Below are 14,159 nucleotides of genomic sequence, written 5' to 3' on the forward strand. Positions count from 1 at the left end.
GTCCCTTGGCGAGGACTATCCGCCGTTCGCCGCTCTCATCGCCGCCCCCACGATCCCCGCGTTGTTCTGCAGCTCCGCCGGCACGACCTCCGCCTTGATGCCCTCGATGTGGTGCAGGAACTTGTGCGCCTTGCGGCTCACCCCGCCGCCGATGACGAAGAGCTCGGGCGAGAAGAGCATCTCGACGTGCGCGAGGTACTGCTGGACCCGGTGCGCCCAGTGCTCCCACGACATGTCGTGGTCCTCCTTGACCTTGCTGGAGGCCCGCTTCTCGGCGTCGTGCCCGTGCAGTTCGAGATGGCCCAGCTCGGTGTTGGGGACGAGGACGCCGTCGGTGAAGACGGCGCTGCCGATGCCGGTGCCGAAGGTCAGCACGATGACCGTGCCCTTGCGGCCGCGGCCGGCGCCGAAGGCCAACTCGGCGATGCCAGCCGCGTCGGCGTCGTTCACCACGGTCACCGGGACGCCGCCCAGGCGGTCGCCCAGCAGCACCCGCGCGTCCGTGTCGATCCAGCCCTTGTCGACGTTCGCCGCCGTACGGATCATGGCGCCGCCCGTGACGACGCCGGGGAACGTCACGCCGACCGGCCCGCTCCAGCCGAAGTGGTCGACGACCTCCTTGACCCCGTCGGCCACCGAGTCCGGCGTGGCCGGGTGGGGGGTCAGCACCTTGTAACGCTCGTCCGCGAGGTCGCCCCTGTCGAGGTCCACAGGGGCGCCCTTGATCCCGGATCCACCGATGTCCACGCCGAAGATCTGCATGGCACCACGTTACGACGGACCACTGACAGTCATGACGTCGGAGCCGTCGGAACCACCGCCGACGACCGCACCCCGGCGTCACCGCCCCGGGCGCTCACCCCTCGGCGGAGCCCTCCGCCCCCGTGCGCTGCGCGATCAGCGCCGCCGCCTCCTCGCGCAGGTCGCGGCGGAGTTCCTTGGGCAGCGAGAAGGTGATGGACTCCTCGGCCGCCTTGACGATCTCGACGTCCTCGAAGCCGCGCCGGGACAGCCACTCCAGCACCTGCTCGACGAGCACCTCGGGGACGGAGGCACCGGAGGTGACGCCGACCGTCGAGACGCCCTCCAGCCAGGCCTCGTCGATCTCGTCGGCGAAGTCGACGAGGTACGCCTCGCGCGCCCCGGCGAGCTTGGCGACCTCGACGAGCCGCTTGGAGTTGGAGGAGTTGCGGGAGCCGACGACGATCACCAGATCGGCCTCCGCGCCCATCTGCTTCACCGCGAGCTGGCGGTTCTGGGTGGCATAGCAGATGTCGTCGCTGGGCGGCGAGATCAGCTGCGGGAACTTCTCCTTCAGGGCGTCGACGGTCTCCATGGTCTCGTCGACGGAGAGCGTGGTCTGGGACAGCCAGACGACCTTGGACGGGTCGCGGACCTCGACCTTCGCCACGTCGCCGGGGCCGTCGACGAGCTGGATGTGGTCGGGGGCCTCGCCGGAGGTGCCGATGACCTCCTCGTGGCCCTCGTGACCGATCAGGAGGATGTCGTAGTCCTCGTTGGCGAACCGGACGGCTTCCTTGTGGACCTTGGTGACCAGCGGGCAGGTCGCGTCGATGGTGGCCAGCTTGCCCCGCTCGGCCTCCTCGTGGACGACCGGGGCGACGCCGTGTGCGGAGAACATCACGATGTTCCCCGCGGGGACCTCCTCCGTCCGCTCGACGAAGATGGCGCCCTTCTTCTCCAGGGTCTGCACGACGTACTTGTTGTGGACGATCTCGTGCCGGACATAGATCGGAGCGCCGTACTGCTCCAGGGCTTTCTCGACGGCGATCACGGCGCGGTCCACACCCGCGCAGTAGCCCCGGGGGGCGGCGAGCAGGACACGGCGGCCAGTCGAAGCAGTCATGGCACCCATCGTAAGGCCGCGTTCGGGGGGTCAAAGATCGCGCCCTTGTGACGTTCCTGGGGAGACCGGCCTCCTGGGCGCCAGGTCGCACGGGGCGGTGGCGCCGGTGTACGTCGTCGCCGCGGTGGAAGTCCGCGTCCGGTGTCCGAGGTCGGGCCGCGATGTCGGTGCCGCCCATTACGCTCGCGGCATGGCAGTCAACACGTCCCCGGAATCGCCCCTGCCCGTCGGTGAGGTGTCGCGGCTCATCGGGGGCTGGATCGACCGGCTCGGGGCGGTCTGGGTCGAGGGGCAGATCACGCAGTTGTCGCGGCGGCCGGGCGCGGGCGTGGTGTTCCTGACGCTGCGGGACCCGTCGTACGACATCTCGGTGAGCGTCACCTGCTACCGGCAGGTGTTCGACGCGGTCGCCGACGTGGTGAGCGAGGGCGCGCGGGTCGTCGTCCTGGCGAAGCCGGAGTGGTACGCGCCGCGGGGGCAGCTGTCGTTGCGGGCCGCCGAGATACGGCCCGTGGGGGTCGGGGAGCTGCTGGCGCGGCTGGAGCAGCTGAAGAAGAAGCTGGCGGGCGAGGGGCTGTTCGCGCCGGAGCGGAAGCGGCCGCTGCCGTTCCTGCCGCAGCTGATCGGGCTGGTGTGCGGGCGGGCCTCGGCCGCGGAGCGGGACGTGCTGGAGAACGCCCGGCACCGCTGGCCGGCCGTGCGCTTCGAGGTGCGCAATGTCGCGGTGCAGGGCGTGCACGCCGTGCCGCAGGTCGTGCAGGCCGTGAAGGAGCTCGACGAGATCGACGACGTGGACGTGATCATCGTCGCCCGCGGGGGCGGGAGCGTGGAGGATCTCCTGCCGTTCTCCGACGAGCAGCTGGTCCGCGCGGTCGCGGCCTGCCGTACGCCCGTGGTGTCGGCCATCGGGCACGAGCCCGACAACCCGCTCCTGGACCACGTCGCCGACCTGCGGGCCTCCACGCCCACCGACGCCGCGAAGAAGGTCGTACCGGACGTGGGCGAGGAGTTCGAGCGGGTACGCCAGCTGCGGGACCGGGCGCGGCGGTGCATGGCGGCGTTCGTCGAGCGGGAGGAGCGTGGGCTGGCGCACGCGCTGGCGCGGCCCTCGATGGAGGACCCGCACCGGATGGTCGACGAGCGGGCCGACCAGGTGGCGGCCCTGATCGAGCGCGGACGGCGGTGCCTGGGCCACCACCTCGACCGGGCCGAGTCGGAGCTGACGCACACGCACGCGCGCGTGGTGGCCCTCTCACCGGCGGCGACCCTGAAGCGGGGGTACGCGGTCCTGCAGAAGGCCGACGGCCATGTGGTCCGCACACCGGACGAGGTGACGCCCGACGAGCGGCTGCGGGCGCGGGTGGCCGAGGGTGAGTTCTCCGTACGAGTCGACTCTTAGGGGTCCTTGCACTATGAGCGTCCGATCGGGTCGCGTGGTCTGGTGCCGTGCATCGCAAGGCGCCGGAGCGCCCTGGTAACGGAGCTACCTGGGCGTTTCGGCAACGCGGCGAGGTGCGGTGCCAGGCCGCGCGACCCGGCGGGCATAGTACAAGGACCCCTTAGGGTGGGCGGATGAGCAGCAGGGTGGATGAGGCGCTGGGCTACGAGCAGGCGCGGGACGAGCTGATCGAGGTCGTACGCCGGCTGGAGGCGGGTGGTACGACGCTGGAGGAGTCCCTCGCGCTGTGGGAGCGCGGCGAGGAGCTGGCCAAGGTGTGCCGGAGGTGGCTGGAGGGCGCACGGGCCCGGCTGGACGCGGCGCTGGCCGAGGAGTCGGCGGAGGAGCAGGCGGGCGAGAAGGCCACCGGCGAGGGCGGCGCCGAGTAGCCACTGCACGTCATCGCAGCAGGTGGGTTGTGAAGCGGATCACCACACCCGGCGCATTGTTGAACATTGAACTTCACTGGCGTACCGTCGACGCGTCAGCCGATCCGGCACCCGGATCCGACGCGCATCCCGAGAAGGTTCACCTATGTCTCTCGTTCTTGACCCAGCCGCCCAGGACCTGCTGTTCCGCGAGGCCCGCACCGCGAACACCTTCACCGACGAGCCCGTCACCGACGAGCAGGTGCAGGCGATCTACGACCTGGTCAAGTACGGCCCGACCGCCTTCAACCAGTCCCCGCTGCGCATCACCCTGGTCCGCTCCCCCGAGGCCCGTGAGCGCCTGGTCCAGCACCTGGCCGAGGGCAACCAGGCCAAGACGGCCGCCGCCCCGCTGGTCGCGATCCTCTCCGCGGACAACGAGTTCCACGAGGAGCTGCCGCACCTCTTCCCGCACTTCCCGCAGGCCAAGGACGCCTTCTTCGCCGACCGCCCGGTGCGCGAGAACGCCGCCGCCCTGAACGCCGCCCTCCAGGCCGCGTACTTCATCATCGGCGTCCGCGCCGCCGGGCTGGCCGCCGGCCCGATGACCGGCGTGGACTTCGAGGGCGTGCGCAAGGAGTTCCTGGACGACGACCACACCCCGCTGATCGTCGTCAACATCGGCCGCCCGGGCCCGGACGCGTGGTTCCCGCGCTCGCCGCGACTGGCGTACGAGGACGTCGTCACGACCGTCTGAACAACCGAACGTGAGAGGGGCCCCCGGCTGATGCCGGGGGCCCCTCTCACGTTGTCACGACGTCTTCAGCGCCTTCGCCATCGTCGCCAGCTGCTCGAACGAGCCCGTTCCGGCCACCACCGTCGTCGCGCCCTTGACGTCGTCGCCCTCCGCCAGGACGAGCGCGTCGTACCGGCCGCCGGTGTAGCGGATCCACGTACGGCCGCCGATCTCCTCGGTGGCCTCCGTCTCCTCCGCCCCCTGGGTGGCGTCCTCGATGAACGGAATCCGCTTGTCCATGGACTGCTTCACGGTGACGTACTCGCCGTCGGGGGCGTGGAAGCCGAGGTGCCAGGTGTCGTGCTCCTGAGCGTCGAAGCGGACCGAGGTCGCCTTCCAGCTCTGCGGCAGGCCCTCCGGCGCGGCCACCGGGTACGCGGCGGCACGGCGGGCCGTGAGCAGCTCGACCCGGTAGTCGACTCGGGGGACGTTGGGTTCCTTGTCGTCGTCGTGCGGGATGAAGAGATACATGACCAATCCCGCCAGCGTGACCAGGCCCAGGGAGAGAACCATGTCCCGGACCGTCTTCTGCTTGCCGTTCGTACCTGCCACGCGCCCTATCGTCGCAGGTGCCCCGGCTGCTCATCCGTGGGGGGCTCTGCTCATTCTGTCGATCTGACGATAGAGTCGTCGCCGAACCCTCATCCGGCCGTCGTCGTATCAGAAAGGTGCGCTCCGATGACCGAGCATCACTTGCCGTCCGAACTGGATGTCCCCTCCGAGGCCCCCGACCGCAACCTCGCCCTGGAACTGGTCCGGGTGACCGAAGCCGCGGCGATGGCCGCGGGCCGCTGGGTGGGGCGCGGTGACAAGAACGGCGCCGACGGTGCCGCGGTGCGCGCCATGCGCACCCTCGTCTCCACCGTCTCCATGAACGGCGTCGTCGTCATCGGGGAGGGCGAGAAGGACGAGGCGCCGATGCTCTTCAACGGGGAGCGGGTCGGCGACGGGACCGGGCCCGAGTGCGACATCGCCGTCGACCCGATCGACGGTACGACCCTGACCGCTAAGGGCATGCCGAACGCGATCGCGGTGCTGGCGGCGGCGGAGCGCGGGTCGATGTTCGACCCGTCGGCCGTGTTCTACATGGACAAGCTGGTCACCGGCCCCGAGGCGGCGGACTTCGTCGACATCGACGCGCCGGTGTCGGTGAACATCCGGCGGGTCGCGAAGGCCAAGCGGGCCACGCCGGAGGACGTGACCGTCGTCATCCTCGACCGGCCTCGGCACGAGAGGCTGATCCAGGAGGTCCGGGAGACCGGGGCGCGCATCAAGCTGATCTCCGACGGGGACGTGGCGGGGTCGATCCTCGCGCTGCGTGAGGGCACGGGTGTGGACCTGCTGCTCGGCATCGGGGGGACGCCGGAGGGGATCATCTCGGCCTGTGCCGTGAAGTGCCTCGGGGGGACCATTCAGGGCAAGCTGTGGCCCAAGGACGAGGAGGAGCGGCAGCGGGCGATCGACGCCGGGCACGATCTGGACCGGGTGCTGACGACCGAGGATCTGGTGACCGGGGAGAACGTGTTCTTCGTGGCCACCGGGATCACCGACGGGGAGTTGCTGCGGGGGGTGCGGTATCGGTCGGAGACCGCCACGACGGACTCGATCGTGATGCGGTCCAAGTCGGGGACCGTGCGGCGGATTGATTCCGAGCACCGGTTGAGCAAGTTGCGGGCGTACAGCGCGATCGACTTCGATCGGGCGAATTAGGCGCCTACGGAGAGGGGACTGCTGATCACTGGCGGCTGCGGGTCGTCTGTGGTTGATCGCGCCCACGCGGCGGAGCCGCACATTGAACGCAGCCCCGCGCCCCTGGAGGGCATGCAGTTCCCGGCATCGTGAAAAGGCGCCCCCTGTGCGGAGGGGGCGCCTTTTCACGTGTGCGGGCGTCAGCCCGCTGCCGCTATGCGGTTGTTCGCGCGGGCCGCCTTCTTCAGTTCCAGTTCGCGGCGGCGGCGCCTCGCGAGGACCACTCGGCGTTCGGCGGCGGTGAGGCCGCCCCAGACGCCGTACGGTTCGGGCTGGAGGAGGGCGTGTTCCCGGCACTCGACCATGACGGGGCACCGGGCGCAGACCCGCTTGGCCGCCTCCTCGCGGGACAGCCGGGCGGCGGTGGGCTCCTTGGAGGGTGCGAAGAACAGGCCGGCCTCGTCGCGCCGGCACACGGCCTCCGTGTGCCATGGGGCGTCTTGGTCCCTGTCTCGTGCTGGCACCCGCTGGGCCGGAACGCCAGCTACCTGCAGGGACGAATGCGGCGGTTGCAGCACGGTCTACTCCTGACGACGGCTTCGCGAGCGTGCGACGATGCAGCAAGGTCTACCCGCTGTACGCGCGCCTATGCAGGGAGTCCCCAACCGCTGGAATCCGGGGGTGCGGATGCGCCGCCCGGGACGGCCCGGACGGTGACCGAATCCCTTCGGATCAGGTCGACTTCACAACCGTCAATGGTCCAGGTGCTTGCGCAAACCCTTCTCGACCTTGCGATGCACCCGATGGCGAATGTCCGCCACGAGCTTCCCGCGCTTCGGCCGCGCCTCGATGTTGCCGAGCACGGCCCAGCCGTCCACGAAGACCACGGGCGCGTCGGGGTCGGCCGCGTCCAGCGTGTCGACCTCGAAGTTGCCGAAGACGCCGCCGCCGGTGCCGCGCAGCGAGACGTTCTCCGGCACGCGGACCTCGACGTTTCCGAAGACGGACCAGGCCTTGATCACGACCTGCTGGTACTCGAAGATCGCCTCGCTCAGGTCGATCTCGACACTGCCGAAGATCGAGTACGCATGGATACGGCGGCCCGCCCGCCAGCGGCCCTTGCGCACCGTGGCGCTGAACACCGCGACCACGTTCTCGTCCGGGTCCGCCGGTATCGCACCGGCCGTCGGACGGTGGGGCGCGGAGGCGTACGCGGGGGTCGCACGGGCCTGGTGCGCGCCGGGCAGGTCCCGCACATATGGCTCCAGTTCGCCGACCGTCTTGGCGCGGTAGACGCCCTCCACCCGCTCTGCGTGCTCCTCGGCGGTGAGGCGGCCCTCGGCGAGGGCGTCGCGCAGGATGTCCGCGAAACGGTCGCGGTCGGCGTCGGACGCGCGGAGTTCGGCGGCGGGCGCGGTCTGCTTCTCAAGGTCCACGACAGCAGCGTACCCAAACACGATAGATCGCGACACCCCCGGCGTGCCTCCAGGGAGCCTTGAACTGAGCACTCGAACTGAGCCTTACCTCACAAGCTCCCCGTCAGTGGCACGTCCTACGCTGGTGGACGCTTGCCAATGGAGGCCAGCCGCTGTCTGCCGCGAGTGAGGAATGGGCGAGATGCCTGAGTTCGAGTACACCGATCTGCTCCCCATGGGGAAGGACACCACCCCGTACCGGCTGGTGACCTCCGAGGGTGTCTCCACCTTCGAGGCCGACGGGCGGACGTTCCTCAAGGTCGAGCCCGAGGCGCTGCGCAAGCTCGCCGAGGAGGCCATCCACGACATCCAGCACTACCTGCGCCCGGCGCACCTGGCCCAGCTGCGCCGGATCATCGACGACCCGGAGGCGTCGGGCAACGACAAGTTCGTCGCCCTGGACCTCCTCAAGAACGCCAACATCGCGGCCGCGGGCGTCCTCCCCATGTGCCAGGACACCGGCACCGCGATCGTCATGGGCAAGCGCGGCCAGAACGTCCTCACGGAGGGCGGCGACGAGGAGGCCCTGAGCCGCGGCATCTACGACGCGTACACCAAGCTCAACCTCCGCTACTCCCAGATGGCTCCGCTCACCATGTGGGAGGAGAAGAACACCGGCTCCAACCTCCCGGCACAGATCGAGCTGTACGCGACGGACGGCGGCGCCTACAAGTTCCTGTTCATGGCCAAGGGCGGCGGCAGCGCCAACAAGTCGTTCCTCTACCAGGAGACGAAGGCCGTCCTGAACGAGGCCTCCATGATGAAGTTCCTGGAGGAGAAGATCCGTTCGCTGGGGACGGCCGCCTGCCCGCCGTACCACCTGGCCATCGTGGTCGGCGGGACGAGTGCCGAGTACGCGCTGAAGACGGCGAAGTACGCCTCCGCGCACTACCTGGACGAGATCCCCACCGAGGGCTCGCCGCTCGGGCACGGGTTCCGGGACAAGGAGCTGGAGGAGAAGGTCTTCGAGCTGACGCAGAGGATCGGTATCGGGGCGCAGTTCGGCGGCAAGTACTTCTGCCACGACGTCCGGGTGATCCGCCTCCCCCGGCACGGCGCGTCCTGCCCGGTCGCGATCGCCGTCTCCTGCTCGGCGGACCGGCAGGCGGTCGCGAAGATCACCGCCGAGGGCGTGTTCCTGGAGCAGCTGGAGACGGACCCGGCGCGCTTCCTGCCGGAGACGACCGACGAGCACCTCGACGAGAGCGGCGACGTCGTCCGGATCGACCTGAACCAGCCGATGGACGACATCCTCGCCGAGCTGACCAAGTACCCGGTCAAGACCCGGCTTTCGCTGACCGGCCCGCTGGTCGTGGCCCGCGACATCGCGCACGCCAAGATCAAGGAGCGGCTGGACGCGGGCGAGGAGATGCCGCAGTACCTGAAGGACCACCCGGTGTACTACGCCGGTCCCGCCAAGACCCCCGAGGGCTACGCCTCCGGCTCCTTCGGCCCGACCACGGCCGGACGGATGGACTCCTACGTCGAGCAGTTCCAGGCGGCGGGCGGCTCCAAGGTGATGCTGGCCAAGGGCAACCGCAGCCGGCAGGTCACCGACGCGTGCGCCGCGCACGGCGGCTTCTACCTCGGCTCCATCGGCGGCCCCGCCGCCCGCCTCGCCCAGGACTGCATCAAGAAGGTCGAGGTCGTCGAGTACGAGGAGCTCGGCATGGAGGCGGTCTGGAAGATCGAGGTCGAGGACTTCCCGGCGTTCATCGTGGTCGACGACAAGGGCAACGACTTCTTCGAGGACCCGGCGCCTCAGCCGACGTTCACGAGCATTCCGGTACGGGGGCCCGGGCCGGCGTAAGTGGTGTGCGGCGGCGGGGGTTTCCTCGCCCCCGCCGCCCCTACCCGTCCCATCCCAGGGGCTCCGCCCCTGGACCCCCGATCGGCCTGAACGGCCTCGTCCTCGAACGCCGGACGGGCTCCATTCAGCCGACCCTCGTTCGGTCCAGACCCGGAACATCCCCGCCACCCCGATCGCTGTACCCGGTATGAGCGAATACCGCATCGAACGCGACTCCATGGGTGAAGTGCGTGTCCCCGCGGACGCCAAGTGGCGGGCGCAGACGCAGCGGGCCGTGGAGAACTTCCCCGTCTCCGGGCAGCGGCTGGAGCGCGCCCACATCGAGGCCCTCGCGCGCATCAAGGCCGCGGCCGCCGCCGTCAACGCCAGGCTCGGCGTCCTCGACAAGGACATCGCCGACGCCATCGGGGAGGCGGCGCGGGAGGTCGCGGAGGGGCGGTGGGACGAGCACTTCCCCGTCGACGTGTTCCAGACGGGCTCCGGCACCTCCTCCAACATGAACACCAACGAGGTCGTCGCGACCCTCGCGAGCGAACGGCTCGGCCGGGACGTCCACCCCAACGACCACGTCAACGCGTCCCAGTCGTCCAACGACGTCTTCCCCTCCTCCCTGCACATCGCCGCCACCGCCGCCGTCCTGCACGACCTGATCCCGGCGCTGGAGCACCTCGCCGGCTCCCTGGAGCGCAAGGCGGAGGAGTTCGCCGACGTGGTGAAGTCGGGGCGGACGCATCTGATGGACGCCACGCCCGTGACCCTGGGGCAGGAGTTCGGGGGGTACGCCGCCCAGGTGCGGTACGGCATCGAGCGGCTTCGGGCCTCGCTGCCCCGGCTCGCCGAACTGCCGCTCGGCGGCACCGCGGTCGGCACGGGGATCAACACCCCGCCCGGTTTCCCGGCGGCCGTGATCGCGGAGGTCGCCCGCGCGACCGGCCTGCCGCTCACCGAGGCCCGTAACCACTTCGAGGCGCAGGGCGCCCGGGACGGGATCGTGGAGACCAGCGGGCAGCTGCGGACCATCGCCGTCGGGCTGACGAAGATCGCCAACGACCTGCGCTGGATGGCGTCCGGGCCGCGCACCGGGCTGGCCGAGATCAACCTGCCCGATCTGCAGCCCGGTTCGTCGATCATGCCCGGCAAGGTCAACCCGGTCATCCCGGAGGCCGTGCTCATGGTCTGCGCGCAGGTCGTCGGCAACGACGCCACCGTCGCCACCGCGGGCGCGTCCGGCAACTTCGAGCTGAACGTGATGCTTCCGGTCATCGCGAAGAACGTGCTGGAGTCCATCCGGCTGCTCGCAGGCGTCTCCCGCCTGCTCGCCGACCGGACCGTCGACGGCATCACCGCCAACCGCGAACGGGCCCGCGAGTACGCCGAGTCGTCACCCTCCGTGGTGACACCGCTCAACAAGTACATCGGGTACGGGGAGGCCGCCAAGGTCGCCAAGAAGTCCCTGGCCGAACGGAAGACGATCCGTCAGGTCGTGCTGGAGAGCGGGTACGTGGAGCGCGGCGACCTCACGGTGGAGCAGCTCGACGAGGCACTGGACGTCCTGCGGATGACGCGTCCGTAACCGGGCGCTGTGCCGTGTGACCGGCGCGTGAACCGTGGCGCGCGCCGCAGCGTCGTATGCCTGTGACACCTAATATCTGTGCATGGCGGACGACGGAGCGGTGAGACGCGTGGAAGCGGGCGGAGCTACGGCCTTCTGGGCACCCGGCAGTCACATCCTGTGGCGTTACCGGGAGAACGCGGGCGACCGCTTCCACATAGCGCGCCCCGTCACCGTCGTACGCGACGACGCCGACCTGCTCGCCGTCTGGATGGCGCCGGGCACGGAGTGCGTCAAGCCGGTGCTCACCGACGGTACGCCGGTGCACCTGGAACCCCTTCAGTCGCGCTACACCAAGCCGCGGACCGTGCAGCGCGACCGCTGGTTCGGCACCGGCGTGCTGAAGCTGGCCCGGCCCGGTGAGCCGTGGTCGGTGTGGCTGTTCTGGGAGCCCGGGTGGCGGTTCAAGAACTGGTACGTCAATCTTGAGGAGCCGCTGGAGCGTTGGAGCGGCGGGGTGGACTCGGAGGATCACTTTCTCGACATCTCCGTGCACCCCGACCGCAGTTGGCACTGGCGGGACGAGGACGAGTTCGCGCAGGCCCAGCGGGACGGCCTGATGGACGCCGCGCAGGCCGAACGGGTCCGGGACGCGGGGCGGTCCGCGGTGGAGGTGATCCGCGCCTGGGGGCCGCCGTTCTCGGACGGCTGGCAGCACTGGCGCCCGGATCCGTCCTGGACCGTACCCTCACTTCCGGAGGACTGGCATCGTATGCCCGCGCATGTGTCCTCATGAGACCCTTGCTGCGCCCCGGGGCAGGAAACGTAGGATCGTCCTCCGCAAGGGCGCGCGGCGGCAACTCGCGGGGCGCACAGTGTGCTTGACCGGATGTCACCGAGGGGCGGCAGGACGTGAGCGAGGGGTACGAGGACACAGGGACAGCCTCTGACCACGCGGGAATTCCGTTCCTGGGGCATGTATTCCGGGTATCGGGACTTCTGCGGGACGAACTGCACGCGCGGTGCAAGGCGCGCACGGCCCCGGACGGATGGATTCGACACGCGTGACGGAGCAGCCGACCTCTTTCGAGCGCCCCCAGGCGGGCACCGACCCCGCGGATCCCCGCGGGGCGCTCCTGCGTACCCCGGCGGCTCCGCTGACGCCCGGTGCCGCCGCCTTACCCGCACAGGCCCGCAGCGCCGGCGAGACGCCCCCGGGCCCGCCCGTGGCACCCAGCGACGGCACCGGACCCGAGCACTCCCAGCCGGCCGTCGACGAGGCCATGGGGGCACCTCCCGCGCGAGCGAAGCCGAGCGTGGGGGACCATCGCCCGCGCCCCGCGCCGGAGGTCATCCCGGCGCAGCCCGGCACCGACCCGGAGCGTTCCGGTCCCGACGGCCAGGACCGCCGTACCGGCCAGGCGGCCCCGCTCGGCAAGCCCACGCCGATGCGGCGGGACGGCGACCGGCTGCGCTTCGTGGGCGCGGCCACCCGGCGGATCGCCCGCGGCATCGACCTCGACGAGATCGTGATGGGGCTGTGCCGGGCGACCGTGCCGACCTTCTCCGACGCGATCCTCGTCTATCTGCGCGACCCGCTGCCGGTCGGCGACGAGCGGCCCACGGGCCCGGTCGTGCTGCGGCTGCGCCGCACCGACCGGATCCCGGAGGAGCGGGACACCGAGGGCGGGTTCATGCCGGTGGCCCAGCCGGAGCCGTCGGAGCTGTCGACGCTGACCGCCGAACTGTGCGAGGTACGGCCCGGTGGCGCGCTCGCCGAGGTGCTGCGCGGGGTACGTCCCGTGTTCGCCGACGCGCCCGCCGCCCGTGCCGCGCTGCCCGAACTGCTCGGCGAGGACGGCGAGGCGGTGATCCCCGCCGGCCAGCGGGCCATCCTCGCCCCGCTGCGCGGCCGCCGCCGTGTCATCGGCGCCGCGGTCTTCCTGCGCCGCCCGGAGCGGATGGCGTTCGAGGCGGACGATCTGCTCGTCGCCGCCCAGCTCGCCACGCACAGCGCGCTCGGCATCGACAAGGCGGTGCTGTACGGCCGGGAGGCGTACATCGCCGACGAGTTGCAGCGCACCATGCTTCCCGAGACCCTGCCGCAGCCGACGGGCGTCCGGCTGGCCTCGCGCTACCTGCCGGCCGCCGAGACCGCGCGGGTCGGCGGCGACTGGTACGACGCCATCCCGCTGCCCGGCAGCCGGGTCGCGCTCGTCGTCGGTGACGTCATGGGGCACTCCATGACGTCCGCCGCGATCATGGGCCAGCTGCGGACGACCGCGCAGACCCTCGCCGGGCTCGACCTGCCGCCGCAGGAGGTGCTGCACCACCTCGACGAGCAGGCGCAGCGGCTCGGCACCGACCGCATGGCGACGTGCCTGTACGCCGTCTACGACCCGGTGTCGCACCGGATCACCATCGCCAACGCCGGCCACCCGCCGCCGGTGCTGCTGCACCTGGGCGGGCGGGCCGAGGTGCTGCGGGTTCCCGCGGGCGCGCCGATCGGGGTCGGCGGCGTCGACTTCGAGGCCGTGGAGCTCGACGCGCCGGCCGGGGCGACGCTGCTGCTGTACACGGACGGGCTGGTCGAGTCCCGGCTGCGCGACGTGTGGACCGGCATAGAGCAACTGCGGGAGAAGCTCGCCGCGACCGCCCAGCTCACGGGGCCCGATCATCCGCCGCCGCTCGAAGCGCTGTGCGACGAGGTGCTGGACATGCTCGGGCCGGGCGACCGGGACGACGACATCGCCCTGCTCGCCGCCCGGTTCGACGGGATCGCGCCGAGTGATGTGGCGTACTGGACCCTGGAGCCGGAGGAGACGGCGCCGGGCAAGGCCCGGCGGCTGGCTCGGCGGGCGCTGGCCCGCTGGGGTCTGGAGGAGCTGACGGACTCCGTGGAGTTGCTGGTCAGTGAGGTGGTGACCAATGCGGTGCGGTATGCCTCGCGGCCGGTGACGTTGCGGTTGCTGCGGACCGATGTGCTGCGGTGCGAGGTGGGCGACGATGTGCCGCAGCTGCCTCGGCTGCGGCAGGCTCGGGCCACCGATGAGGGTGGGCGTGGGCTGTATCTGGTGAATCGGATGGCTCGGCGGTGGGGGGCCACTCGGCTGAGTACCGGAAAGGTTGTCTGGTTTGAGCTGAATCGCGGGTGAGGTGCGCGG

The 14,159-nt window shown here is 70.8% G+C and carries 13 protein-coding genes; 8 read left to right on the forward strand and 5 right to left on the reverse strand.

Features of this window, described 5'->3' with window-relative positions:
• Positions 1–15: 15 nt before the first annotated feature.
• Both ppgK and KWI83_RS35005 read right to left on the reverse strand, forming a co-directional pair.
• On the reverse strand, positions 16–762 hold the full coding sequence (ppgK, locus tag KWI83_RS35000) for a polyphosphate--glucose phosphotransferase (protein ID WP_218518414.1): 747 nt from the start codon (positions 760–762) through the stop codon (positions 16–18).
• A 94-nt stretch (positions 763–856) separates the two neighbouring features.
• Complete coding sequence (locus KWI83_RS35005) at positions 857–1,876, reverse strand: 4-hydroxy-3-methylbut-2-enyl diphosphate reductase (RefSeq protein ID WP_218518415.1); 1,020 nt, start codon at positions 1,874–1,876, stop codon at positions 857–859.
• Positions 1,877–2,057: 181 nt separating this feature from the next.
• On the opposite strand from KWI83_RS35005, the gene xseA reads away from it, so the two are divergent.
• The 3 genes from xseA to KWI83_RS35020 all read left to right on the forward strand — a co-directional run bounded on the left by xseA (position 2,058) and on the right by KWI83_RS35020 (position 4,430).
• On the forward strand, positions 2,058–3,266 hold the full coding sequence (xseA, locus tag KWI83_RS35010) for an exodeoxyribonuclease VII large subunit (RefSeq protein WP_218518416.1): 1,209 nt from the start codon (positions 2,058–2,060) through the stop codon (positions 3,264–3,266).
• A 173-nt stretch (positions 3,267–3,439) separates the two neighbouring features.
• Complete coding sequence (locus KWI83_RS35015) at positions 3,440–3,694, forward strand: exodeoxyribonuclease VII small subunit (RefSeq protein ID WP_218518417.1); 255 nt, start codon at positions 3,440–3,442, stop codon at positions 3,692–3,694.
• Positions 3,695–3,839: 145 nt separating this feature from the next.
• Positions 3,840–4,430 (forward strand): malonic semialdehyde reductase, encoded by a 591-nt coding sequence (locus tag KWI83_RS35020; RefSeq protein ID WP_218518418.1) that lies wholly within the window; start codon positions 3,840–3,842, stop codon positions 4,428–4,430.
• Between the two features lie 54 nt (positions 4,431–4,484).
• On the opposite strand, the gene KWI83_RS35025 is transcribed toward KWI83_RS35020, so the two are convergent.
• The gene (locus KWI83_RS35025) at positions 4,485–5,021 is read right to left on the reverse strand and encodes a DUF4245 domain-containing protein (RefSeq protein WP_218518419.1); all 537 of its coding nucleotides are present in this window, start codon (positions 5,019–5,021) and stop codon (positions 4,485–4,487) included.
• Between the two features lie 126 nt (positions 5,022–5,147).
• Here KWI83_RS35025 and glpX point away from each other — a divergent pair, with 126 nt between their 5' ends.
• Positions 5,148–6,179 carry a class II fructose-bisphosphatase gene (gene glpX, locus KWI83_RS35030; RefSeq protein ID WP_218518420.1) on the forward strand — a complete coding sequence of 344 codons (1,032 nt, stop codon included), beginning with the start codon at positions 5,148–5,150 and terminating at the stop codon, positions 6,177–6,179.
• Between the two features lie 179 nt (positions 6,180–6,358).
• Here the strand turns inward: glpX and KWI83_RS35035 are convergent, their stop codons facing one another.
• Both KWI83_RS35035 and KWI83_RS35040 read right to left on the reverse strand, forming a co-directional pair.
• Positions 6,359–6,736, reverse strand: coding sequence for a WhiB family transcriptional regulator (locus KWI83_RS35035; RefSeq protein WP_218518421.1), 378 nt, complete (start codon positions 6,734–6,736; stop codon positions 6,359–6,361).
• 174 nt (positions 6,737–6,910) lie between these two features.
• Positions 6,911–7,594: a DUF1707 domain-containing protein gene (locus tag KWI83_RS35040; protein ID WP_218518422.1), complete on the reverse strand. Its 684-nt coding sequence runs from the start codon at positions 7,592–7,594 to the stop codon at positions 6,911–6,913.
• A 172-nt stretch (positions 7,595–7,766) separates the two neighbouring features.
• Here KWI83_RS35040 and KWI83_RS35045 point away from each other — a divergent pair, with 172 nt between their 5' ends.
• The 4 genes from KWI83_RS35045 (at position 7,767) to KWI83_RS35060 (ending at position 14,150) form a co-directional block, all read left to right on the forward strand.
• Positions 7,767–9,443, forward strand: coding sequence for a fumarate hydratase (locus tag KWI83_RS35045; RefSeq protein WP_305733713.1), 1,677 nt, complete (start codon positions 7,767–7,769; stop codon positions 9,441–9,443).
• A 187-nt stretch (positions 9,444–9,630) separates the two neighbouring features.
• Entirely contained in the window at positions 9,631–11,016 is a 1,386-nt protein-coding gene (locus KWI83_RS35050; protein WP_218518424.1) for an aspartate ammonia-lyase, read from the forward strand.
• 82 nt (positions 11,017–11,098) lie between these two features.
• Positions 11,099–11,791, forward strand: a complete 693-nt coding sequence (locus KWI83_RS35055; RefSeq protein ID WP_218518425.1) for a DUF402 domain-containing protein — start codon at positions 11,099–11,101, stop codon at positions 11,789–11,791.
• A gap of 253 nt (positions 11,792–12,044) precedes the next feature.
• Positions 12,045–14,150: an ATP-binding SpoIIE family protein phosphatase gene (locus KWI83_RS35060; protein WP_218518426.1), complete on the forward strand. Its 2,106-nt coding sequence runs from the start codon at positions 12,045–12,047 to the stop codon at positions 14,148–14,150.
• The last annotated feature ends 9 nt before the right edge of the window (positions 14,151–14,159 follow it).

It is taken from the genome of Streptomyces sp. TRM70350 (genome assembly GCF_019219825.1).
Taxonomy (GTDB): domain Bacteria; phylum Actinomycetota; class Actinomycetes; order Streptomycetales; family Streptomycetaceae; genus Streptomyces.